The organism is Pelagibius sp. Alg239-R121 (assembly GCF_947331435.1).
Taxonomy (GTDB): Bacteria; Pseudomonadota; Alphaproteobacteria; order Kiloniellales; family Kiloniellaceae; genus Denitrobaculum.
The window spans coordinates 374,824-397,253 of sequence record NZ_CAMZOF010000004.1 but is presented as its reverse complement, the minus strand read 5'-3'; the positions used below and the strand labels follow the sequence as shown (position 1 = coordinate 397,253).

Below are 22,430 nucleotides of genomic sequence, written 5' to 3'. Positions count from 1 at the left end.
CAGCGTTTTGCATTTTTCTGGAACCGCAAGACCTCAAAAATTGCGTTCGCAATCAGCAGCGTGCTTGTTTCGAGGCAGCGAACTTTTTAAATCAGCCTTAAGCGCAAACTGCTTTAAGCAGGCTGAGGTCGCAGCCTGAAGCGGCTGGCCAGTAGCCAAAAGGCGATACCCATATTCAACATATTCCAGGCAATACCGTTCAGAAAGGCGGCTTCGTAGGATCCGGTCAGATCGTATATCTCGCCAGACAGCCAGCCGCCAAGCGCCATCCCCGCGACCGTCGCCATCAACACCAGACTGACGCGAGAACCTGCCTCTCGGGCCGGGAAATAGTCACGCACGACCAGGGCATAGCTTGGCACGATGCCTCCTTGCGACAGTCCGAACAATGCTGAGATTACGTAGAGCGACGCAAGGCCGTCGAAAGGCAGATAAAAGATCAGGGCAATGCACTGCAGGGTCGAACCCAGGATCAGCGTGCCGACCCCGCCGATCCGATCCGCGATCAGGCCCGAGGCCAAACGGCTGACCACGCCCAAACCAAGCATAATCGAGAGCATTTCCGCTCCACGCGCCGGGCCGTACCCTAGATCAGCACAATAGGCCACCATATGAACCTGGGGCATCGCCATGGCAACGCAGCAGGCAACACCGGCCAGCACCAGAACGGCTTGCAGCTTGGCGGGCGAGAGCGGCATTTTATGTTGGAGGATACCCCTTGCCGCAGCCTGGCTTTCAGCCGCCTCCAGGTCCGGGCGGCGACGGAGCATGAAGGCCAGCGGCAGCATGGTCACCAGACAGATCGCACCGACACCCAGATGAGTCTGACGCCAGCCGACGGTTTCGATACCGTACTGTAAAATCGGTGGCCAGATCGTGCCGGAGAGGTAATTGCCGCTGGCTACGATAGCGACGGCAATTCCGCGGCGTTTGTAGAACCAGTGAGAAACGTCCGCGACCAGCGGCGCAAATGTTGCTGAACTGCCCAGCATCCCGATCAACAGAGCCTGCGCGACAATGAAAACCCAGTAGTCAGAGGCAGCCGCCGTGGCGAAATAACCCAGAGCCAGCATCAGCGTGCCAACGATCAGGGGCGGAAAGATGCCGAAACGATCTGCCACACGCCCCATCATGATGCCGCCGATGGCAAAACCAATCAGCGTTGCAGTGTAGGGCAACGAGGCACCGCCCCGATCGATCCCGAATTCCGCCTGGATTGCAGGCAAAACCACCACGCTTGACCAGAGCCCGACACCACCAACCGTACTCAACGCCAGTGCAACGGCAAGGCGACGCCAGGAAGCTGCGCTGTCGGGTATGATCTGCAAAAGGTCGTTGGCAGGCGTTGTCATTCGTTTGGCCGGAGTCCCAGTTAAAAATGGGCAGTCTCCTCACTAACCGAGCAAAGGGCTGACATCAATGGTCACAGCGGTATGGCTGCTATGCGTTTGCCCTACCAGGCCATTGGCGCCCGATCGCGGAAGAACCCGCCGCTCGGCCCATCATCAGGCAAAGTCGCGAGCCAAAGCGCTGTATCCGCTCCCTCCTCCGGCGAGCGATTTGCGCCCGCCCCGCCCATTCTGGTTTTAACCCAACCGGGACACATCGCGTTGATTTTTACGTTTTCCGGCAACTCACGGGACAGCGCGAGGGTCAGCGCGTTTAGACCGGCCTTTGCAACACCGTAAGCGCCGGGTCCGCCCAAGCCCTGGGAGAAAGCGCCCCAGTCTGAAGACATATTGACGATCCTGCCATAACCTTGGTGGATCATCGCCGGCGTCACGGCACGGATGAGGTGATAAGGCCCGTCAAGCATGACTGCCAAGGAGGCACGATACTCCTGCGGACTTTCTAAAAGCGGACGATCGAAGAGAACACCGGCATTGTTGACCAGCACGTCGACGTCACCCAGTTGCTCGATAGCGCCCACAATTGTCGCAGGATCGGCAACGTCGAGCTGAACCGCTTCAGCGCCGAGGGACTCGGCGGCATCCGCTCCGGCACTGGCGCTTCGGGAACCAATCACGACCCTATAATTCAACTTGGTCAGACCAGCGGCGATCGCATAGCCAATACCGCGATTGCCACCTGTGACAAGAGCCGTTTGGGTCATTGCTAAATTCCTTCTTTTTTCAGGATCTTTACGCGCCAATATGGGGTTTGGGGGCAGAACGCGCCACCTTCAACAAACGACCATCTGAACAACACCTTTTGGTCAAATTCCTGCTCCAGGAGTAAATCTGAGGCGTTATGCCGAACGCGGATGTCAGCTTTTCGCAACTCTTGTCCCACAGTTTTTGATGGATCGAATAGTGCTTCGACTGATCCTCGGCCCATTTAACGCTCATTTCACGCCAATCGAAATGGCAGGCGCGGTTGTCGCCATTGTCGCACTGACCCTCCTCACACAAGTCGGCGGCCTCGTCTTGTGGTTTACCTTGGGCATCGATGCAATCATCAGTCGGCGCCGCTATAACGCCCGTAAATTATCGATGCTCGCCATCTTTACAATCCTCTATGGATTTTCGACCGTCATTATCGTTCCCACGGCTGCACCACTGTTCGGTCGGGTTGCTCTCAACTGTTTCGCGGACGGCCAACACCCCTATGAGGCCAACTCCTTTGCGTACTGTGCCTTGAACCGCCACTACGTGGCTCCGGTAACGAAACAGGTTCTGGAGCAGGTCTCAAACCAGATGGCGCGCACGCACCCAGGCACTTTGGTGAGCTATCTTGATGCCGGCTTTCCATTTGATCTCGGCATTCCGCTCCTCCCTCATCTCAGCCACAAAGACGGCCGAAAACTTGATCTGGCATTCTTTTACAAAAGCCGCCCAACTGGAGTTTCGATCAGTAAAGGCGGGGCATGGTTTATCGGTTACTGGGCCTTCGCACCTGCCTGGAATCTTCTGCGCAGCGAGCCGGTTTCACCAAATGACGGATTCCTTCGCTGGCGCTTCGATTGGCTCCAATGGAGTTTTGCCGATAGTGAATTGGATCAAATGCGAACAGGCGACCTGATCCGGATTCTAAGCCAAGGGCCGATATCAGACCGCGTCCAAAAGATCTTCCTCGAGCCCTATCTGGCGAAGCACCTGAATGTACAAAATTCCAAAATCCGCTTCGCCGGCTGGAACGCCGCACGGCATGACGACCATCTGCATTTTCAAGTGTATTGATGGATCACAGTCTAAGGTCGCCAAGCTTCAGAACCAAAGGCAGCATTGAACAATGCAACTTTGCGCCGCATTGTGGCACCGGCATCCAGGAAAGAGTTGGGGCACTTACCATGACAAACGATATACTCGAAGAAGAACAGATTTCATCGGCGAAACTGATTGTCGCCGAATTGAACGCGCGTCTCCGGCCTCTGGACCGGGGAGAGATCTATGAGGATCCGCTCGAAGAATTTCTTGCCGCACGCGGGATTGGCGGGGTGACAGGTGGTGGCACCCTCCAAGCGGCCAATGGAGAGGTCCAGCGCTCCGACATCGACATCAACCTGCCTGATGTGACGGAACAGATATTAGGTGAAATCAGCCGCTATCTCGAATCTCTTGGCGCGCCGAAAGGCTCTTTTCTTATTCTGGACGACGGCACGAAAACCCCCTTTGGTGTCAACGAAGGTTTGGCGGTCTACTTGAACGGCACCGATCTCCCCGCAAGCGTCTACGAACAGTCCGACGTGAACGTCGTTTGGACCGAATTCGAAAAGCTGCTTGCGGGCCATGGCGGAATCCAGAGCTACTGGGAGGGTCCGAAAGAAACCGCTCTCTATCTTTACGGCCCCTCATACGACACGATGGTCTCCCGTATCCGCCCCTTTATGGACGTCTATCCGCTTTGCCAAAAGGCGCGGCTTGAAAAGATCGCCTGAGAATCTCCCTGTAACGCTTGCCAGCTCCTCACCCAAAGTTCATAGTTTGTTCTCACAACTAGTAAGAGCAGGGAACCGGGATGGCGATGCCCTTGAGACGGCGGGCCGATAAAAAGCAAAGCAGTCACACGAGCAATCTTTCTCGGTCAAGCAGCGCTGCGCAGCCGGATTTCGCGTTCGATCAAGAAATCCCTGAGCGACCGCCCAATCGAAGACCGCAACGCGAATTGCCGCAGCGCTACTACCTGACCCACTTTCGGGAGATGTTGGATTTCGTCCGCGAGAAATATGTCCATGTTTTCTCTGATGAGCATCTGCGTTTCCTGAAGGATTTCGATGACCTGGACCTCGACGCGCAATGCCTCTTTGTGCGCTTGGTGAACCGCAAGGGTCATGTTTTTGAAGCCGAGAAACTGCGATATGCGGAAATCGTTGATCTGCCCGGCGCCCTGGAACGGCTACGCAACGTCGGGCTTGCGGACAACGTGACCCAAGATGACTTTACGGCCCTGCTCGAGAGTCTTTCCAAGGACATGCTGATCAAGCTGCTGGCACCACATCTTGAAACCGTTGGCGTTAAAAGAAGCTGGCCCAAAGCAAAGGTGCTTGCGCATGCTCGCGCGACCTTACCCTTCGCAAGCTACGCTACGTCTGGAGCCGCTTCCTCTTTTATCGTCCAGGGACGCCGCAGTGAACTTGGCTTTTTGCTTTACCTCTATTTCGGGAGAATCGAGCAAGGCGTGACCCGCTTCGCACTCCGCGATCTCGGGCTGGTCCGCACCCACCATTTCAAGATCGATTACGAAGCGCGCTTTGAGACCCGAGAGGAGGCGCAGGCCTGTTTTTTCTATGCGCAGCAGCGGGAGAAACTAAGAACCGTAGAAGATGCAACCTGCCGGTATTGGGCGGTGGTTGCCCCGCAATGGCCGGCGGTTTTAAGTGATAAAGCTGAGGATCTGCGGGACAAGCTTCTCTACGAACTCGGAAGTCGCCTGGAGAAAACTGAGGATGTTGAATCTGCGTTATCGGTTTACGCATTGGGCAATTCCGCGCTCTGTAACGAACGGCTGATCCGCCTGCACTATGCGCGCGGCGAGCGGGATATCGTGCGAGACAAGCTCGAAGCTATGATGGCAACGCCCGCAAGCGATCTGGAGGCTCTCTTCGCGCAGGATTTCTATCTGCGCAAATTCAAAGGCAAGCGCACGAGCGCGCTCACCGACCGTCTGCGGGCGGCCTCGGTCATCGGTGTGGACGAATCCTACCGCAATGCCCCTGAGCGGGGCGCGGCCGAGTATTTCAGGCGGCAGGGTTACGAAGCGTTTCAAAGCGAGAACGCTCTCTGGCGCGCCCTTTTCGGCATGCTGTTTTGGGAAGAGATCTATTGCGAAAAAGCGGCTTCGATTCACAATGCCTTCGAGCACCTGCCGGAAACTCTCAAATCAGGGCGGTTTTATTCTGCTTTTCAGGAACGCATCGAAGACAAGCTGGCGCTGTTGAAAGATCCCGCGAAGTCGCTGCCGTTTTTACTCGGGCAGCTTTCCAAGCACTATGGAACGCCCAACGGCATTTTCCGCTGGCGGCCGACGATCACTGACTGGCTAAGCCCTTTTTTACAGAAAGCCCCACCTGAGGCCGCAATCAGCGTACTGCGAGAGATGTGCAAAGACTACGTTTCGCGCAAAGACGGATTTCCGGACCTGATGCTCTGGAAAGAGGACGATCTGCGTTTCATTGAGATCAAGACTGCGGGTGACCAGATCCGCCGCAATCAGCTCATGCAGCTCGAGCTGCTGGGGCGGGCAGGTTTCAAGGTGGAGGTAAACCGCATCGAGTGGATTGTCGATCCTAATCAGATCTATGTCGTGGTAGATGTCGAGACCACAGGCGGGCGCGCGACGCGCAACCGGATCACAGAAATCGGTGCTGTGAAGCTACAAAATGGCCAAATCTTCGATAAGTGGCAGAGCCTGATCAACCCGCAGCAAGCCGTCCCCGCCAACATCACCCGGCTGACCGGCATCACCAATGCCATGGTTGCCGGTGCGCCGACCTTTGCGGAAATTGCGGACGAATTCGAGGAGTTCATGGGTGACGCCATATTCGTGGCGCACAATGTGCGGTTCGACTACAGCTTTATCTCAGAGGAGTTCCGGCGCCTGGACCGGCGCTTCCGGCATCCGCAGCTCTGCACCTGCGCAAGCATGCGCAAACTCTATCAAGGCTACAAATCCTATAGCCTGGGCAATCTCTGCCGCGCCTTTAACATTGCATTGGACAGCCATCACAGGGCGCTCTGCGACGCCGAGGCTGCCGCGGAACTGCTGCTTCTCGTGAATGCGCGTCGCCTGGAAGCATCAAGCGCTATTGAATGCGTAGAAGCGTGAAAACTTACGGCAGCCGCTCGTACCAGACGCCGCCATCATCTTTCTTGATGCGCTTGTAGTTGGCGGTCAGATAGGCTGCAGCTTCCGGGCGCCTGCGAAACAGCCTAAAACTGGCACGCTCCACAAAAACATAAGGTACCTGCTTTTCTTCAAGCGAAGCGAGAATATCCCGGATCTGTGATGGAACATAAAACTCCCAGGAAAAGCCCGCAGTCTTGTGCGCCGAATCTCTACCGGTGAATGGGTAGATCATAGCACTGCCGAAAGAATAAATAGGCCCTGGCCGTGCGCCCGGCTCCGTCAGGAACCTGCCGCTTTCGAAAATGCGCTTGTAGTTCGGATTGACCTTCCAGTGATAGGCCATCAGGCCCCCGCCCGCCATCATGGTCTCGGATATCAAGACACGTGCTTTGGCAAGAAAGGGGCCGGTCAGCGATGCGGTGGGCGGAATTGCGAATAGGGCGGTGCAGACCATCGCCGGAATTGCGGTGCGACCAAGCCACCCTGACCGCTGGGACAGGCCGAAATCGACAAACCGGCCGACATAGGCAGCAACCTTATCAATTCCGAAGACGGCCAAAATTCCCAAAGGGGTAAACAGCAGAAGCGTATGATAGGGCCACCAGGAAAAGCGCTGTATGAGAAACAAACCGCCCGCAAGCAGAATCCAAGCCAGCAGCAAAGTGACCATCCGCGGCGCCTGCTTTCGGAAACAAGCGACAATAGCAACGACGACAAAAAGCAGCCAGGGCGCCAGATTGGTCAGCATAAAGGCCGCAGCAGTCACCAAACGCGTTTTCGATGCAGGAGGTGAGGTGAACAAGGCCTCGGGCGGGTAGATGAATGATGTCCAGAATAGCTCCTGCAAAGCCGAATGCTGCCAGAACCAGAAAACCACGGCACAAAACGGCAGGACCACGCCAACCGCAACCGGTGTCCAAACCCGCAAAAGCAAGCCAATCAGTGAAACCTTGTGTTCGCGTAAAAGATAGAATGACGCGATGAGCCAGAAAGCAACGGCGATGGGGGCTAACAACAGCTTGAAAAGCGTTGCGACCGCTGCTGTAAGACCACTGAAAAAGAACAGCAACACCATGCGCTTGCCGGAAATCTCATTTTCCGAAGTCCCTTCCCGCTTCGATGGTTCCAAAGCTTGGAGCGCACTCCATGCCGTTAGGTAGAGCGGAAAAGCTACCAGTATTTCCAACTGAGTCAGTTCGTCTTCAAGTGCCGTCGCGTAGTAGACACCGATCGTCGCCAGAGGAACCACCGCCGACAGCCATCGCGCTTGAAAGTAGGGGCGCAGCGTAACCATCAAGATAACGGCAAAGACCGCGAACCAAATCAGTTCCAGAAGGTGGACGCCAAATTCAGTGAATCCGAATAGCTGACACGCCAGAAGATAGAAGGCATACAGGCCGGGCTGTTTGTTGCCCCAATATTCCACATAGAGCCTTGCACCCTGATCCAATTCCTTGGCAGCGAAGAACAGTACTGCCTGATCGTCGCCGAATGGATAGAAGAGATTGGCGATCCCAAGCGCGAGGAATGCTAAAAAGCCGATAACGTACCACCCCGCTTCGAGGAGACGGGAGTTAGACGCAGACTGTTCGCTTCCGGCGTCCGTCGTGTTTGATACCTGTTCCATGGTAGGCGAAAAAACTCTTAAAATTCAATTTGATAGAGCAGCTGGAATAGTGAAAGCGGCACGAGTTGAGGTGGTGTTTCAGGGATTGAAAATTCAACTGGGTAAGACTATCCGATGAAACCGGAAAATAATTGGTAAATAAATATCACTCATTACCAAGACGGTGAACCGCGTGGTCGCGGGTCGATCCGTCAAACCTTCTTGGTGTCCTCAATCTCCGCCAGCGGCGGCAAGCCGCGCTCTTTGCGGGGTGTCCGGCCGAAGAAATCCCGGTAACACTTGGAAAAGTGGGAGGCGGAAACGAAACCACAGGCCAGAGCCACATCAATCACGGACATATTGGTCTGCAGCAGGAGCAGGCGGGATTTGTTCAGCCGAAGCTCAAGATAATGGCGGGCCGGTGATCGATTAAGATATTTTCGAAACAGGCGCTCCAGCTGGCGGGTCGAGAGGCCTGCCTCACGTGCCAATCCAGTCCTGCTCAGCGGCTCTTCCAGATTTTGTTCCATCAGCGCGATTACAGACAACAGCTTAGGATGCCTCACGCCCAAGCGGGCGGGCAACGACATGCGCTGATGATCATGATGATCGCGGATACGCTCGTGGGTGAAGACATCGGCGACCTGAACGGCCAATTCGTAGCCGTGCTGACGGGTAATCACGTTCAGCATCATATCCAGCGCCGCCGTTCCGCCGGAACAGGTAAAGCGGTTGCGGTCGATCTCGAACAACTCGGTACTGACCTCGATTTCCGGAAATTCCTCTAAAAAAGCCGCTAGATTCTCCCAGTGGATCGTGCAGCGGTGATCATTCAGCAGCCCCGCGCGCGCCAGAATTTGTGTCCCGGTGCAAAGCGCCCCGATATCCGCACCTTTACGGTCCATACGCCGAAGCCAGGAATCCAGGGTCTTATTGGCAAAATTATAAACCTCGATCCCGCTGCAAACCATCACGGTATTCAGGTTGCTGGCTTCGTCGAATGTTGCGGTTGGCCGGAACTCGATCCCGCAGGACGCTGTCACCGGCTCACCATCCACCGTGATCAGCCGCCAATCGTAGAGAGGATGTCCGCTCACACGGTTGGCCATGCGCATAGGTTCAACGACGGACGTCAAAGCAATCATCGAGAAATTGGGGATCAGGACGATAGCTGTCGTCAGAGGGAATTCGCGAGGTGCGTTGCCGAACATAAGGCGCTCAAAAGTAAAATCTGTTCCGGGACTACCCACGCCAACAAGCTTGGCAGGGACCAGTGCTATGCCTTCAATGTCAACGCCAGTCCGCGTGACTGGCTTTGAAAGCTTCGCATTGGATTCTTATAGTTACTGTCCTTTCGAAGCTCAAATTCGATTATTCAAATTTCGGCTTCCGAAGACTGGGCAACTCTGGCACAAATCATCTATTGTCGCGAACAGAAAACTAAAATGGCGGGATCTTCAAAGAGATGTGTCCGGGCTTTACGTGATCTGTCATTGAGCTCTGCAAGATCTGTAACGCTCTTCGGTCATTGGAAAACGGCGCGGACCCGCGAACAAAAGCGAGCGTGTGCATGGGCCTACAGCCAGGTTTTGCGCGGTTTTTATAAGCGGAACAGGCCGATGCCCGCCTAGAGGGGACAAAACCAGTCATGAAGTCGCGCTATTCGATCTTCAGCTTGATGCGCAATGCCTTGAGCTATCATGAGAAATGGCCCGAAGCCTGGCGTAGCCCGGAACCGAAACCCTCGTACGATGTGATCATTGTGGGCGGTGGCGGCCATGGTCTGGCAACAGCCTATTATCTTGCAAAACTTCACGGAATTCACAATGTCGCGGTAATTGAGCGCGGCTGGCTTGGGGGCGGAAACACGGGCCGGAATACCACCATTGTGCGCTCGAACTACCTTTGGGATGAAAGTGCAGCGCTCTACGAACATGCGCTCAAACTCTGGGAAGGGATGAGCCAGGAGCTGAACTACAACGTGATGTTCAGCCAGCGCGGTGTCATGAATCTGGCGCACAATCAACACGACTTGCGCGAACTGTCACGGCGGATCAATGCCAACCGCCTGAATGGTGTTGATTCCGAGTTCCTGACTCCACAGCAGATAAAAGATCTGGTTCCGATCATCGACCTGCGCGGAAATGGCCGCTATCCGGTGCTAGGGGCATCAATGCAGCGGCGCGGCGGCACGGCCCGCCATGACGCCGTCGCCTGGGGTTATGCCCGCCGGGCCGACGAACAGGGTGTCGATATCATTCAGGAGTGCCCAGTCCATGGTTTCGAAATCGAAAATGGTAAAGTTGTAGGGGTCCAGACCGCGAAAGGTCTGATCAAAGCCAAAAAGGTCGGCGTCGTTGTGGCGGGGCATTCCTCGGTCATGGCGGAGATGGCCGGGATCCGTCTGCCCCTGGTCTCCCATCCGCTGCAGGCTTTGGTCTCCGAGCCGGTCAAGCCGGTGATCGATACAGTGGTCATGTCCAACGCAATCCATGCCTACATCAGTCAATCGGACAAGGGTGAACTGGTAATCGGCGCCGGCGTTGACAAATATGTCGGCTACGGGCAGCGCGGCAGCCTGCCGGTCACCGAGGAGACCCTGGCGGCAGTCTGCGAACTCTTCCCCAGCCTGAAACGCATGCGCATGATGCGCCAGTGGGGTGGCATAGTGGACACCTGCCCCGACGCCAGCCCGATCATCTCCAAAACCCCGGTCGAGGGCTTTTTCATCAATTGTGGCTGGGGCACCGGCGGCTTCAAGGCCACACCGGGTTCGGGCTGGGTCTTTGCCGATACCATCGCCAATGACCGTCCTCACCCGCTCAATGAAGCTTTCTCACTGGAGCGCTTTAACAGCGGCTATCTGGTTGACGAACACGGCGCCGCCGCAGTTGCTCATTAGGGGGAACAAAGACCATGCTTGAAATCAATTGCCCCTATTGCGGTCCGCGTTTCGAGACCGAGTTCTCTTACGGCGGTGAAGCCCATATCGAACGTCCGAAGGACAGCGAAAACCTCACGGATGAACAGTGGGGTGATTACGTCTTCATGAACAGCAACACCAAGGGCGTGTTCCTGGAGCGCTGGGTTCATACCAGCGGCTGCCGGCGTTGGTTCAATGTCGCGCGCGACACAGTCTCCTATCAGATCCTCGCGGTCTACGAGACGGGCGCCAAACCGCCCAAGCTCGACCTGCGTAATGACGTCTAAACGGAGACATCGGACATGCCCGCACGTTTTCGTCTGACCCAAGGCGGACTGATCGACCGCTCCAAGCCCGTTTCCTTCCAATTCAACGGTAAGGTCTATCTGGGATTCGAGGGTGACACCCTCGCCTCGGCCCTGATTGCCAATGGCGTCCATCTGGTCGGACGCAGCTTCAAGTACCACCGTCCGCGCGGCATCATGTCCGCCGGTGCCGAGGAAGCCAACGCCCTGATTCAGGTCGGTGAAGGCGCACGCAGCGATCCCAATCTGCGCGCCACACAGATCGAGCTGGTCGACGGCCTTGTTGCCTCCTCCCAGAACTGCTGGCCGAGCGTTGAGTTCGACGTCAGCATCGTGAACAATTTCGCCTCACGCCTTCTGCCCTCGGGCTTCTACTACAAGACTTTCATGTGGCCGGCCTCCTTCTGGATGACCTATGAGAGCGCGATCCGAAAAGCCGCTGGATTGGGCAAGGCCCCCGAAGGTCCGGATCCGGATAGCTACGACAAGACTTTTGCCCATTGTGATGTGCTTGTGGTTGGCGCTGGGCCCTCCGGCCTCACCGCTGCGCTCTCCGCCGGTCGAGCTGGCGCGCGGGTGATCCTGGCGGAGCAGGACAACGCCCTGGGTGGCGATCTGCTTAGCGAAGCGGATGCCGAGATCCAGGGTCAACCGGCACTTGAATGGGTCGAGGGAGCTCGTGCCGAACTGGAAGGCCTGGAGAACGTGCGTATTCTCACCCGCACTCAGTGCTACGGCTACTTCGATCACAACTTCATCGGCCTGATGCAGAACCTGACCGATCACCTGCCCCAAAACGCCAAACCCGCCAGTCTGCCGCGCCACCGCCTCTGGAAACTGCGGGCCAAGCAGGTCCTGCTGGCGACCGGCGCGATCGAACGCCCGCTGGTCTTCTCTGACAACGACCGTCCGGGCATCATGCTGGCCAGCGCCTGCCGGACCTACGTAAACCGCTACGGCGTCAAGCCGGGCAAGAAGGCCGTGATCTTTACCAACAACGACGGTGCCTATGCCGCCGCGCTGGATCTGCATAAGGCCGGTATCCACGTTGCGGCTATTGTCGATCTGCGTAGCGATCCGGAAGGGCCGATGACCGAGCAGGCCCGCGAAGCCGGTCTGCGCATCCTGGGCAATCACGCCGTCATCGCAACTGCAGGTGACAAGCGGGTCAAAGCGGTACTTGTCGCGCCGCTGAGCGAAGACGGCGAAAAAGTCTACGGCGGCGGCGAAAAGATCGACTGTGATCTGGTCGCGGTCTCCGGCGGCTGGAACCCTACTGTCCATCTGCATAGCCAGTCGCGCGGCAAGATTGTCTTCGACGACGACTACGCCTGCTTTGTTCCAGGCACGCCGGCGCAGGAATCCGTCACGGCTGGTGCCTGCTCGGGCAATTTCGGATTGGGCGCCTGCCTGACTCAGGGACACGATGCGGGGATCGCGACCGCCGCGAAAACCGGTTTCAAGGCCAAGGGCCGCAAGAGGGCCCCACCCAAAGCCGAGGACAGGAACTTCCTGCCTGCCCGATGGATGTGGCTGGTGCCTGGCGACAAGCCCCTGGGACATGGCGGTAAGCATTTCGTCGACGTTCAGAACGACGTGACGGCGGCCGACCTGCATCTTGCTTTGCGTGAAGGCTACCGCTCGATCGAACACGTCAAACGCTACACCACCACGGGCATGGGCACCGATCAGGGCAAGACCAGCAATGTCAATGCCATCGGTATCGTTGCCGGACACTTTGGCTGTCCAATCCCCAACGTGGGAGTCACCACTTTCCGACCACCCTATACGCCGGTCACCTTCGGCGTCTTCGCTGGACGCGACGTCGGCGATCTGCTGGACCCCGTCCGCAAGACGCCGATGCACGCCCTGCACGAGCACGCCGGCGCGGCCTTCGAGGACGTCGGCCAGTGGAAGCGTCCCTGGTACTTCCCGATTGCCGGCGAGGATATGCATCAGGCGGTCAACCGCGAGGTCAAAGCCTGCCGCGACTCACTTGGCGTGATGGATGCTTCGACCCTGGGCAAGATCGACATCCAGGGCAAAGACGCAGCGGAATTCCTGAACCGGATCTACACCAATGCCTGGAGCCAGTTGAAAGTCGGCGCCTGCCGTTACGGCCTGATGCTGGGTGAGGACGGCATGGTGATGGACGACGGCGTCACCAGCCGGCTTGGTGAGAACCACTTCCTTATGACCACCACCACCGGCAACGCCGCGCCGGTGCTGGGTCATCTGGAAGAGTACTTGCAGACCGAATGGCCGGAACTCGAGGTCTATCTGACTTCGGTCACCGAGCAGTTCGCCACCATCTCGCTCGCCGGTCCCAACGCCCGCAATCTTCTGGCCGAATTGACGGACATTGACCTTTCCGCCGAGGCCTTCCCCTTTATGACCCTGCGCGAAGGCACGGCCGCAGGCATTCCTGCCCGGGTCTTCCGGATCTCCTTCACCGGCGATCTCTCCTACGAGATCAATGTGCCCGCGAGCTACGGTGCGGCGCTTTGGCAGACGGTCATGACCGCCGGCGAAAAGTATGGCATCACACCTTACGGCACCGAGGCCATGCACGTGCTGCGCGCCGAGAAGGGCTTTATCATCGTCGGCCAGGAAACCGACGGTTCGGTTACGCCCTTCGATCTGGGCATGGATTGGATTGTCTCGAAGAAGAAGGACTTCGTCGGTCGCCGCTCGCTGTTCCGTGCGGATATGTCCAAAGATGACCGCAAGCAGCTGGTGGGCCTGCTCACCGATGTCCCCGAACAGGTGCTGCCGGAAGGCGCGCAGCTGGTCGAGAAAGTCGAAGACAAGCCCCCCATGAAAATGCTTGGGCACGTGACCTCCAGCTATCACAGCCCGAACGTTGGCCGCTCAATCGCCATGGCCCTGATCAAGGGCGGCCGGGCGCGCATGGGCAGTAAGCTTTACGCCCCGCTGGCCGACGGCAAGGTCGTGACCTGCACGGTCACCGGCGTGGTTTTCTATGACAAGGAAGGAGAGCGGACCCGTGGTTGAGGCCTATCTCAGACAGAGCCCGCTGTCGCAGCTCGCCCTGCCCAGCCGGATCGCGGCCGAACACGGCAACACTGGTGTAACGATGGCAGAACGTCAGTTCCGCCGCATCGTCAATCTGCGCGGCAATCCCAAGTCGGAAGAGTTCACAAAGGCCGTCAAGTCGGTCCTGGGCGCAGATCCGCCGTTGATGCCCAACAGCGTCAACACGGGCAAGGACATCACCCTGCTCTGGCTCGGCCCGGACGAGTGGTGGATCATCACGGATGCGGACACGGCGCCCGTCGCCGACAAGCTGCGTGAGGCCCTCGCCGGCCAGCATGCCGTGGTCACGGATGTTGGCGAAGGCTACACCTGCATCGCGGCCTCCGGCGCCTCGGCGGCGGACACCCTGGCCAAGGGCTGCACCCTGGATTTCCACGACAGCGTCTTCGCCCCGGGCAGTTGCGCCCAGAGCGACATGGCCAAGGCGGTGGTGGTTTTCCATCGCCTGGAGGCCGATAAGCCAAGCTTCGAGATCTACGTCCGAAGCAGCTTCGCGGAGTATCTCTGGCGCTGGATCGAGAACGCAGCGGAAGAATATGGGGTTGCGGTCACGCAGTAACTGCTCTCTCCAATCGAAACACCATGGCAGTATTGAGCCTGTTGTCAGAGTATTTGATGTTGAGAGTACCTCTCAAATCGAAACCAACGATCTGACCGCATTGTTCGGCGGGCTGTCTTTCTCGAGCATCACCGTGACCTGCGTTGGCGGCATGGCGTGTTCGAGCGCCAGTTTCTTCGGAATTCAGATCCAGGCGACGAGTTACGACGTTGCCACGCCGGTGGTCGCGGTCGCGGAGCCCGGCACGCTCGCACTGTTGGGCCTGGGTCTTGCCGGTCTCGGCTGGACGCGCCGCAAGTTGCGCTAAAGCTTTCAAACCGCAAAGCGGTTCGACAAAAGGGCAACCCCGAAAGGCGTTGCCCTTTTTGCTTATCTATAGCGCAATGCGGTTTCTGTGAACCATAGTGTCTCAAAACTCGCGTCTGAGATCAGCCTATTGCTGATCGACAGGCGGAGAATTTTGAGTCCGATAAAACGCATTTTGCTCTATCGGGCTTCAATGCCCGATGCTGAAATTGTTGTTCCCGTTCACGTCCCGCCCGCGCACCAGATAGAGCGGGCGAACGCCGTAGCCCTGCGCCGGATGCTGTTTGCCGATCTCCGCGCCCAGGGCGTGATCGTAAAGCGAAGTCGCCGGCATGAGCCGCACGATAAAAGCGGCACGGCGCTTGTCGGTCCGGTTGGCGCGGGAACCGTGGATCATATAGACGTCGTGGAATGACACTTGCCCGGCTTCCAGGATCAGATCCTCGGCCGTGGTCTCGTCAAACTGCTCGGCGTCGCAAACAAGGTTGATGGTTTTGTTGTCGCCTTCGACCCAGGAATGAGAAAAGACTTCGCGCGCCCGGTGTGACCCCGGGATAAACCGCATCGGACCGTTCTCCGGCGTCACATCGTCCAGCGGGATCCAGATGGTCAGGGTTTCCAGCGGCCGGATCGGATAATACTCCCCGTCCTGGTGCCAGGGCGTCTCCTTGCCGTTGTGCGCGGGCTTGCCGAAGATCGTCGTGCCCCAGAGGATGATGTCTTCGCCGATCAGCTGCGCGGCGATCTCCAGCAGCTCTGGCCGGGTTGCGAATTCCAGCCACTTTTCCGAGCCAATGACACCCTGGGATCCGCCGTTGATCTGGTGCGGCGCCAGCATGATGTCGCTCTCGAGATGGGCATTGCGCGCCAGCAAGGCCGCATACTCAACGCGCATCTCTTCGACCAGTGTCTCGGGAAGTCGATACGACGGTACGATCCAGCCTTTATTCCGATAGGCCTGGAGTTCAACTTTGGACAGAAAATTTCTGGTCATCGCTCTTTGTTATTCCGCAAAGTGGCGCCTGACAACTCAAGCGAAAAAATTAGCCTCACGCCATTTACTTTACAGCCCTGCAGTATGCAGAACGAGCTTTTGCAGGATGCGGTCCAGAGTCTGGCGCTCTTTTTTGTCGAGCGCGCCTAGAATCTGTTCCTCCCGCGCCTCGAAACCCTTGACGATGGTCTCATGCAGCTTCCGACCCTTCCGTGTAATCGTGAGCCAGGCCTGACGGCCGTCGACGGCGTCGGGAATGCGGTTGAGATAACCCTCAGAGAGCATGCGGTGCACCGCACGTGAAATGGAGTTACGCGGACGACCTGTCATGTTCGCGACGTCCTGAGCAGTCAACTCCGGCATGTGCGCAAGACAGAACAGCAGAAGGTATTCGCCGCGATTGAGACCGAAATCCCGCTTGATATCGTCATAGACGGGCAGCACAAGCGAGTTGGCCAGATAGGAAATCCGATAGGTATCCTTGACCTCATTGCGATCAAAGATCGCCGCCAGATTGCGCGGATTGGATGCAGGCAGGAGCGTATCTGCGGGGCGTTCAGTCATGCGGTCTCCGTTACAAATGCAAGGGTTCCTTTGCCCCTCCCATGAAGCAGGAACGAATCTTGTGAGCTAAATTTATAGCTGATATAATGTTCCAAATGGAACAAAATACCTTGATTCGGTATTAAGGAGTGTCGCATGTCGGATGCCGTTAAGAAACTTACGATCCCCGATCTGCACGAAAAGAAATGCAAAGGCGAGCGCGTCGTTCTTGCTTCGGTCACCGACTATCTGATGGCCCAGTGGGCCGAGCGCGGCGGCGTGGATGTCGTCGCAGTTGGTGATTCACTCGGCATGATAACCTACGGGCATCCAAACACATTACCGATGACGGTCGATCAGATGATCGAGCATATCAAGGCCGTGCGACGGGGCGCGCCGAACACACTCTGCATTGTTGCCATGCCTTTCGGATCTTACGCGACGCCGCAACTGGCCGTTGAGAACGCACTGCGTCTGATGAAAGAAGCGGGCGCCGAAGCAGTGAAGCTGCAGGGCGGACGCGAAAAGTTCGAGATCATCAAAGCGGTGGCCGACGCCGGGGTTCCGGTCATGAGCCACGTCGGCATGTGTCCGCACTTCGTCAATAGCTATGGCGGTTTCAAGCTGCAGGGCCGGACGGCGGAGGATGCCTTTAGGATCATCGACAACGCCCGGGCGATCGAGGAAGCAGGTGCGGTTGGTTTCGAGATCGAGGCAGTACCGCCCGAAGTCGGCAAGGCCGTGGACGATGCAGTCGAAATCTTCACCTTCTCTATCGGTGCTGGCGGTGCAGGTTGTGGCCAGCTTTTACTGGGCGCCGATCTGATCGGATCCTTCGACAGCTTCAAACCAAAATTCGCCAAGCGCTATGGTAATGTCGGTGAAGTGGCAACAAAGGCTTTCGCCGATTATGCGGAGGAAGTGCGCTCCGGCGCCTTTCCCGACAGCGAACATGTTTACAAGATGCCTGCGGAAGAAGCCGCGAAATTTTCGGCTGCGCTGGTTGTTAAAGGATAAGCAACATGACCCCAGAAAGTAAATTGGCAAACCGTGAGGCCTTCGAGCGCGAAGGTTATCAGTTTCCGATCCAGGCCATGACAGCCAAAGAGGCAGCGGGCTACCGGGCCCAGCTCGAAGCCCATGAGACGCTGAACGGCGGCCCGCTGCAGTCGAACATGCGCCATCAAACGCATTTCCTCTTCACCTGGGCCTACGAACTGGTGCACAACCCGAAGATCCTGGACGCGGTCGAAGCCGTTATCGGGCCGGACATCCTTTGCTGGGCGACGAACTTTTTTATCAAAGAGGCCAAAGACGGCAACTACGTCTCCTGGCATCAGGACGCCACCTATTGGGGGCTGGAGCCTACCGACAAGATCGTCACCGCATGGCTTGCCCTTTCTGAAGCCTCAGTCGAAAACGGTGCGATGAAGTTCCTTGCCGGAAGCCATCGAAGCGGTCAGCAACCTCATAAGGATACCTTTCACGAGAACAACCTGCTGAGCCGCGGACAGGAGGTCGAAGTCGAAGTGGACGAGGATAGGGCCACTGACGTAACGCTGTCCGCCGGGGAGTTCTCCTTGCACCATGTACTTCTCGCCCATGGTTCGCACCCCAACCATTCCGACGGGCGCCGTATCGGATTTGCCATTCGCTACATACCGACATCAGCACGCCAGACAAAACTGAGAGACGCCGCGGTTCTGGTTCGAGGCGTCGATAACTATAGTCACTTCGACCTGTTGCCTGGGCCCGAGGCCGATCTTGATGAAGCGGCGTTGGCGACTCATGCGGATTCGACGCAGCGCCTGATCGCCGCCGTCTATGAGGGCACTGGCAAAACAGAGCTGCGCGCCTGATTGCGTCTACCCGGTTACCACCTCCAAAAGAGGAGATCCAGAATGACTCCCGAAGAGATTCTTTCCTATCCTGCACGGGTGCTGACGCAGGCGCAGCGTGAGCGTTACTTCGAAAAAGGCTACATTGGTGTCGAGAGCCTGGTGCCGGCTGACCTCCTTGCCGACCTCGTGAAGGTTACCGAAGAATTTGTCGACGCAAGCCGAACTGAGACGCAGTCGGGAAAGATCTTCGATCTTGGTCCCGGACATACAAAGGACAGTCCCGTTTTACGGCGCCTGAAGCGCCCGGACGACCAACACGAAGCCTACTGGGGTTTCGCTTCGGGACTAATGGCAGATGTGGCCGCCGATCTCGCCGGCCCCAACGTGACCTATCATCACTCGAAACTGAACTTCAAATGGTTCGACAAAAGTGACACGGTGAAATGGCATCAGGATATCCAGTTCTTCCCGCACACCAACTACAACGTCTTTACGATCGGCTGCTATCTGGCGGATACAGATATGTCGAACGGACCACTCGCCGTGCTGCCCGGTTCGCACAACAAACCGCTCTATGATCAGTATGACGCAAAGGGAAACTGGACCGGAATGCTTAGCGACGAGGACGCGGCAAAAGTGGATATGAGTCAGGCCGACTATCTGACCGGACCTGCCGGGTCCATCACGATCCACAACTGCCGCACGCTCCACTACTCTCCGGCGAGCAAATCTAAACAACCAAGACCGCTGCTTCTCAACTGTTACAGCTCCAGCGATGCCAAGCCCTATACGCCGCATCCCGACCCCTCGTCCCATGCCTATCGGGTTATACGCGGACAGCCGGTGAAATGGGCGCACCATGATCCGCGGCCTTGCCAGATACCCCCCGACTGGTCGGGCGGCTACACTTCGATCTACGCAGCGCAGTCAGGGGAAGATGCGGCGTAGAGCTGGCCGCAGGCGATCGACCTGCTTCAAAACCCTATCAACTGCGATGGCAACCAAAGAGCGAGGCTCGGGAAGAAAACCACCAGCAGCAGAGTGATGATTTCCAGCGCGATGAAGGGCACGACGCCGCGGTACATATGGCCAAGCGTGATTTCCGGCGGAGAGATGCCACGCAGATAAAAGATTGAGGGCGCCATGGGCGGCGTCAAATAGCTGGTTTGCAGGACGACGAGAAAGAGGATGCAGAACCAGATCGGGTCGAAACCCATGATCTTGATGATTGGAATGGCGATCGGGATGATGATGAGGATCACCGAAACCAGATCCAACACAAAGCCAGCGAGAAATGTCAGGAAAAGTATCAGCGCCAGCGTTCCCCAGTCGCCCAGATTGGCGGCCGCAAGGACACTCTTCATGGCTCCAAGGCCACCCGAGGCGATGAACACACCAGCAAAAATGTTGCCGGCCAGCAGTATCGTCAGGACCATCACGGTGATCAGCAGGGTCTGACGGAAAGCGGTGACGAGAACGCCGAAGGAAAAATTCTTGTACAGCATGGTCAAAACAATGGAACCGACAGCACCGCAGGCTGCCGCTTCGGTTGCAGTTGCCCAGCCGAGCAAAATCGTCCCAAGCACCATGAAGATCAGGATGACAGGCGGCACCATCGCAATCACCGTCTTGCCGATCTTTTCCAACAGCGCCGGCTCCGGGCCCTCCGGCTCAACATAGGGCGCGGCGGCAGGGTCAAGAATACAACGTCCAAGGATGTAGAGGATGAAAAGGCCTGCCATGATAAGGCCCGGGAACAGGATCCCTGCAAACAGATCACCGACAGAAACATCCGCAACAGGTGCCAGGATCACAACCAATACCGAAGGTGGGATTACGGTGCCCAGTGAGCCTCCAGAACAGATCGTACCGGAGATGAGCGCCTTGTCGTAGTTATGGCGCATCATGATCGGGATCGCGAGTAACCCGATGACTGTCTCGGTCGCGCCCACCACACCGCTGGCCGCTGCGAAGATTACCCCCATCAGGATGGTGCCGACAGCGAGCCCGCCGGGAAGACGCCGGGTCCAAAGATGCACGACCTCGAACAGGCGTTCGGCAATGCCCGATTTTTCGAGCATTGCGCCCATGAAGATAAACAGCGGAAGTGCGGCGAGAACGTAATTTCCCGAAACATCCTGAACTTTGGTGACAAACTGGAAGACAGCCTTGTCGCCGAATCGCAGAATGCCGAACACGAGCGAAACGCCCATCAGCGAATAAGCAACCGGTATCCCCGCGAAAATCGCTATCAGCAGGACCGGGAACATAAGAAGAGCGAGATCCATCCTACAGACGAGCCCCGTCGCTGTCGGATCTGGTGTCGAGTTGCACTCCGCTGAAAAGCGTGTGCGCGGACTTGATGATCTCGGCCAGAGTTTGGAGAGCAAAGAAGGCAAAGCCGGTGACGAAGGTCACGCGGAAGGGCCAAACGACCGGATTCCAGGCGCTTTCACCCGAGACTTCGTTGTTCACATAGGCGTAGACCAGATAATCCCAGAGGCCGAGGGTCATCCATAGGACCATGGGCAAAAGGAAAACAAAGCCGAACAAATCCACCAGCGCCTGGCCACGCCGCGGCAGGGCTCCATAGAGAAAGTCGACTCTGACATGGCTGCGGGTTTGCATGGCGTAGGCAATGCCAAGCATCAAACCTGCGCCCATCAGCATATAGCCAAGCTCATAGGCCCAAAAGGTCGGTTGGTTGAAGGCGTAGCGAGAAACGACCTCCCACACCATGGCAAGCATGAGCGGCGCAGCGGTAGCGGCAGCGAGCCAGCCAGACCAGCGCGTGATCATTTCGATCCCACGGACCAAACTGCGAAGGATTACAAGCATCGGAAAAAACCCTGCGGCGGTAGCCAAGGGGGCCGCGGAGCTTTGCCTCCACGACCCTGGCCTCCGCCGGTTTACTGGGCGCCTTTACTTCGCTGGCGCTTTGGTGTCGCGATACTTGTGGGCATTGGCCCAGAGCGCTTTGTAGGCTCGCTGGTTCTCAAGGATCTTTGTAAACCAGCCGCCGAGCTCACCTGAGGTTTTGTCGGCCCAGGCCTGAGCCAGTTCCTGCGTTTTCGAAATCACCTCGTCGTTGACGACGACGATTTCATTGCCGCTTTCTTCATAGAACTTGTAAGCGGAAGCATCCTCATGCCCGGTTTCCTCATAGACCTTGTGGGTTGTGAGTTTTCCGGCCAGAAGAAGAAGCTGTTGGTTTCTTTCACCAATCCGGTCCCAGACCTCAGCATTCACATTGCACTCCAGCACTGAGGTCGGATGGTGATAGCCGGGCAAGACGATGTACTTCGCGATTTTATAGAAACCCGCCGACTTATTGAGATAAGGAGTCGACCACTCCACGGCATCGATGACGCCGCGCTCCAGCGCCGGATAGACTTCAGCGCCCGGCAGGATCACGGTAGAAACGCCCAGCTCGGCCGAAATTTCTGCCCAGGCTCCGGCCGTGCGCTGCTTGAGTCCTTTAAAGTCAGCGATCGTTTGAACTTTTTTTGTGGAATGCAGGCCCACTTCGCGCGGATAGATTCCGCAAGGGAAAGAAACAACGCCGAATTTGTCGCGCTTGTATTCCTGCCACATGGAAAGGCCGCCACCTTCATAGATCCAATGGATCATCTCTTCAGCATTCAAACCACCAGTCCAGCCACCGAACAGCACAGTCGTCTTGTCGATGCCCCAATCGTAGCCAACCCAGTGATGACCGATTTCGGCGACACCGTTGCGGACGGTTTCAGTAACCTTTAGTGGGCTGCCGAGCGTGCCGCCCGGAAAGACCTCGATCTTAATTTCATCATTGGTCAGGAAGGCAGCCATCTCGGCAAAGCCTTTGGCGGCGGTCTCGAGCGGTGGTCCGCCACCCCAGGACGTCGCCATGCTCCAGTTTTCGGCCGCAGTGCTCGTTCCGGCGCTGAAGGCCATGCCCAGCGCCGCAAACAGCACCATCCCGGTTCGCGTCGATTTCATTTTGGTATCTCCTCCCCATTTCAGGCTAGCCAA

20 protein-coding genes are annotated in these 22,430 nt (G+C 57.2%); 11 read left to right on the top strand and 9 right to left on the bottom strand.

Annotated elements, in window-relative coordinates; genetic code table 11:
• Positions 1–113: 113 nt before the first annotated feature.
• Together QMZ18_RS15370 and QMZ18_RS15365 are read right to left on the bottom strand one after the other, a co-directional pair.
• Positions 114–1,352 carry an MFS transporter gene (locus QMZ18_RS15370; RefSeq protein WP_282607191.1) on the bottom strand — a complete coding sequence of 413 codons (1,239 nt, stop codon included), beginning with the start codon at positions 1,350–1,352 and terminating at the stop codon, positions 114–116.
• A gap of 101 nt (positions 1,353–1,453) precedes the next feature.
• Positions 1,454–2,113: an SDR family NAD(P)-dependent oxidoreductase gene (locus tag QMZ18_RS15365; protein WP_282607190.1), complete on the bottom strand. Its 660-nt coding sequence runs from the start codon at positions 2,111–2,113 to the stop codon at positions 1,454–1,456.
• 199 nt (positions 2,114–2,312) lie between these two features.
• Between QMZ18_RS15365 and QMZ18_RS15360 the strand changes: the two genes are divergently transcribed.
• From QMZ18_RS15360 to QMZ18_RS15350, 3 genes are all read left to right on the top strand, one after another.
• On the top strand, positions 2,313–3,179 hold the full coding sequence (locus tag QMZ18_RS15360) for a hypothetical protein (protein ID WP_282607189.1): 867 nt from the start codon (positions 2,313–2,315) through the stop codon (positions 3,177–3,179).
• Positions 3,180–3,289: 110 nt separating this feature from the next.
• Entirely contained in the window at positions 3,290–3,877 is a 588-nt protein-coding gene (locus QMZ18_RS15355) for a hypothetical protein (RefSeq protein WP_282607188.1), read from the top strand.
• Between the two features lie 80 nt (positions 3,878–3,957).
• A complete protein-coding gene (locus QMZ18_RS15350; protein WP_282607187.1) occupies positions 3,958–6,264 on the top strand; it encodes an exonuclease domain-containing protein in 2,307 nt (768 codons plus the stop codon).
• Between the two features lie 4 nt (positions 6,265–6,268).
• Here the strand turns inward: QMZ18_RS15350 and QMZ18_RS15345 are convergent, their stop codons facing one another.
• A complete protein-coding gene (locus QMZ18_RS15345) occupies positions 6,269–7,912 on the bottom strand; it encodes a glycosyltransferase family 39 protein (RefSeq protein WP_282607186.1) in 1,644 nt (547 codons plus the stop codon).
• 191 nt (positions 7,913–8,103) lie between these two features.
• Positions 8,104–9,102: a GlxA family transcriptional regulator gene (locus tag QMZ18_RS15340; protein ID WP_282607185.1), complete on the bottom strand. Its 999-nt coding sequence runs from the start codon at positions 9,100–9,102 to the stop codon at positions 8,104–8,106.
• A gap of 437 nt (positions 9,103–9,539) precedes the next feature.
• Between QMZ18_RS15340 and QMZ18_RS15335 the strand changes: the two genes are divergently transcribed.
• From QMZ18_RS15335 to QMZ18_RS15315, 5 genes are read left to right on the top strand one after another with little or no spacing between them, the layout of a single operon-like run.
• Positions 9,540–10,793: a sarcosine oxidase subunit beta family protein gene (locus tag QMZ18_RS15335; protein WP_282607184.1), complete on the top strand. Its 1,254-nt coding sequence runs from the start codon at positions 9,540–9,542 to the stop codon at positions 10,791–10,793.
• Between the two features lie 14 nt (positions 10,794–10,807).
• Positions 10,808–11,101: a sarcosine oxidase subunit delta gene (locus QMZ18_RS15330; protein ID WP_282607183.1), complete on the top strand. Its 294-nt coding sequence runs from the start codon at positions 10,808–10,810 to the stop codon at positions 11,099–11,101.
• Positions 11,102–11,116: 15 nt separating this feature from the next.
• Positions 11,117–14,134 (top strand): sarcosine oxidase subunit alpha, encoded by a 3,018-nt coding sequence (locus tag QMZ18_RS15325; protein WP_282607182.1) that lies wholly within the window; start codon positions 11,117–11,119, stop codon positions 14,132–14,134.
• Positions 14,103–14,735, top strand: coding sequence for a sarcosine oxidase subunit gamma (locus QMZ18_RS15320; RefSeq protein WP_282607181.1), 633 nt, complete (start codon positions 14,103–14,105; stop codon positions 14,733–14,735). The genes QMZ18_RS15325 and QMZ18_RS15320 overlap by 32 nt, the downstream gene beginning before the upstream one ends.
• Entirely contained in the window at positions 14,713–15,042 is a 330-nt protein-coding gene (locus QMZ18_RS15315) for a PEP-CTERM sorting domain-containing protein (RefSeq protein WP_282607180.1), read from the top strand. The genes QMZ18_RS15320 and QMZ18_RS15315 overlap by 23 nt, the downstream gene beginning before the upstream one ends.
• A 189-nt stretch (positions 15,043–15,231) precedes the next feature.
• Here QMZ18_RS15315 and QMZ18_RS15310 read toward each other — a convergent pair whose 3' ends face one another.
• Both QMZ18_RS15310 and QMZ18_RS15305 read right to left on the bottom strand, forming a co-directional pair.
• Positions 15,232–16,035 carry a phytanoyl-CoA dioxygenase family protein gene (locus QMZ18_RS15310; protein WP_282607179.1) on the bottom strand — a complete coding sequence of 268 codons (804 nt, stop codon included), beginning with the start codon at positions 16,033–16,035 and terminating at the stop codon, positions 15,232–15,234.
• Positions 16,036–16,104: 69 nt separating this feature from the next.
• Entirely contained in the window at positions 16,105–16,599 is a 495-nt protein-coding gene (locus QMZ18_RS15305; protein WP_282607178.1) for a MarR family winged helix-turn-helix transcriptional regulator, read from the bottom strand.
• A gap of 135 nt (positions 16,600–16,734) precedes the next feature.
• Between QMZ18_RS15305 and panB the strand changes: the two genes are divergently transcribed.
• The 3 genes from panB to QMZ18_RS15290 are packed head-to-tail and all read left to right on the top strand — an operon-like array spanning position 16,735 to position 19,367.
• Complete coding sequence (gene panB / locus QMZ18_RS15300) at positions 16,735–17,595, top strand: 3-methyl-2-oxobutanoate hydroxymethyltransferase (RefSeq protein WP_282607177.1); 861 nt, start codon at positions 16,735–16,737, stop codon at positions 17,593–17,595.
• 5 nt (positions 17,596–17,600) lie between these two features.
• Positions 17,601–18,437, top strand: coding sequence for a phytanoyl-CoA dioxygenase family protein (locus QMZ18_RS15295; RefSeq protein ID WP_282607176.1), 837 nt, complete (start codon positions 17,601–17,603; stop codon positions 18,435–18,437).
• Between the two features lie 42 nt (positions 18,438–18,479).
• Positions 18,480–19,367 carry a phytanoyl-CoA dioxygenase family protein gene (locus QMZ18_RS15290; RefSeq protein ID WP_282607175.1) on the top strand — a complete coding sequence of 296 codons (888 nt, stop codon included), beginning with the start codon at positions 18,480–18,482 and terminating at the stop codon, positions 19,365–19,367.
• 26 nt (positions 19,368–19,393) lie between these two features.
• Here the strand turns inward: QMZ18_RS15290 and QMZ18_RS15285 are convergent, their stop codons facing one another.
• The 3 genes from QMZ18_RS15285 to dctP all read right to left on the bottom strand — a co-directional run bounded on the left by QMZ18_RS15285 (position 19,394) and on the right by dctP (position 22,397).
• On the bottom strand, positions 19,394–20,707 hold the full coding sequence (locus QMZ18_RS15285) for a TRAP transporter large permease subunit (protein ID WP_282607174.1): 1,314 nt from the start codon (positions 20,705–20,707) through the stop codon (positions 19,394–19,396).
• Position 20,708: 1 nt separating this feature from the next.
• On the bottom strand, positions 20,709–21,257 hold the full coding sequence (locus QMZ18_RS15280) for a TRAP transporter small permease subunit (RefSeq protein ID WP_282607173.1): 549 nt from the start codon (positions 21,255–21,257) through the stop codon (positions 20,709–20,711).
• Positions 21,258–21,341: 84 nt separating this feature from the next.
• Positions 21,342–22,397, bottom strand: coding sequence for a TRAP transporter substrate-binding protein DctP (gene dctP / locus QMZ18_RS15275; RefSeq protein WP_282607172.1), 1,056 nt, complete (start codon positions 22,395–22,397; stop codon positions 21,342–21,344).
• Positions 22,398–22,430 lie beyond the last annotated feature (33 nt).

Coding starts and splice junctions, on each gene's coding strand:
- QMZ18_RS15370 (WP_282607191.1), bottom strand. CDS start 1,352: ATGACAACGCCTGCCAACGACCTTTTGCAGATCATACCCGACAGCGCA.
- QMZ18_RS15365 (WP_282607190.1), bottom strand. CDS start 2,113: ATGACCCAAACGGCTCTTGTCACAGGTGGCAATCGCGGTATTGGCTAT.
- QMZ18_RS15355 (WP_282607188.1), top strand. CDS start 3,290: ATGACAAACGATATACTCGAAGAAGAACAGATTTCATCGGCGAAACTG.
- QMZ18_RS15350 (WP_282607187.1), top strand. CDS start 3,958: ATGGCGATGCCCTTGAGACGGCGGGCCGATAAAAAGCAAAGCAGTCAC.
- QMZ18_RS15345 (WP_282607186.1), bottom strand. CDS start 7,912: ATGGAACAGGTATCAAACACGACGGACGCCGGAAGCGAACAGTCTGCG.
- QMZ18_RS15340 (WP_282607185.1), bottom strand. CDS start 9,102: ATGTTCGGCAACGCACCTCGCGAATTCCCTCTGACGACAGCTATCGTC.
- QMZ18_RS15335 (WP_282607184.1), top strand. CDS start 9,540: ATGAAGTCGCGCTATTCGATCTTCAGCTTGATGCGCAATGCCTTGAGC.
- QMZ18_RS15330 (WP_282607183.1), top strand. CDS start 10,808: ATGCTTGAAATCAATTGCCCCTATTGCGGTCCGCGTTTCGAGACCGAG.
- QMZ18_RS15325 (WP_282607182.1), top strand. CDS start 11,117: ATGCCCGCACGTTTTCGTCTGACCCAAGGCGGACTGATCGACCGCTCC.
- QMZ18_RS15320 (WP_282607181.1), top strand. CDS start 14,103: ATGACAAGGAAGGAGAGCGGACCCGTGGTTGAGGCCTATCTCAGACAG.
- QMZ18_RS15315 (WP_282607180.1), top strand. CDS start 14,713: ATGGGGTTGCGGTCACGCAGTAACTGCTCTCTCCAATCGAAACACCAT.
- QMZ18_RS15310 (WP_282607179.1), bottom strand. CDS start 16,035: ATGACCAGAAATTTTCTGTCCAAAGTTGAACTCCAGGCCTATCGGAAT.
- QMZ18_RS15305 (WP_282607178.1), bottom strand. CDS start 16,599: ATGACTGAACGCCCCGCAGATACGCTCCTGCCTGCATCCAATCCGCGC.
- panB (WP_282607177.1), top strand. CDS start 16,735: ATGTCGGATGCCGTTAAGAAACTTACGATCCCCGATCTGCACGAAAAG.
- QMZ18_RS15295 (WP_282607176.1), top strand. CDS start 17,601: ATGACCCCAGAAAGTAAATTGGCAAACCGTGAGGCCTTCGAGCGCGAA.
- QMZ18_RS15290 (WP_282607175.1), top strand. CDS start 18,480: ATGACTCCCGAAGAGATTCTTTCCTATCCTGCACGGGTGCTGACGCAG.
- QMZ18_RS15285 (WP_282607174.1), bottom strand. CDS start 20,707: ATGGATCTCGCTCTTCTTATGTTCCCGGTCCTGCTGATAGCGATTTTC.
- QMZ18_RS15280 (WP_282607173.1), bottom strand. CDS start 21,257: ATGCTTGTAATCCTTCGCAGTTTGGTCCGTGGGATCGAAATGATCACG.
- dctP (WP_282607172.1), bottom strand. CDS start 22,397: ATGAAATCGACGCGAACCGGGATGGTGCTGTTTGCGGCGCTGGGCATG.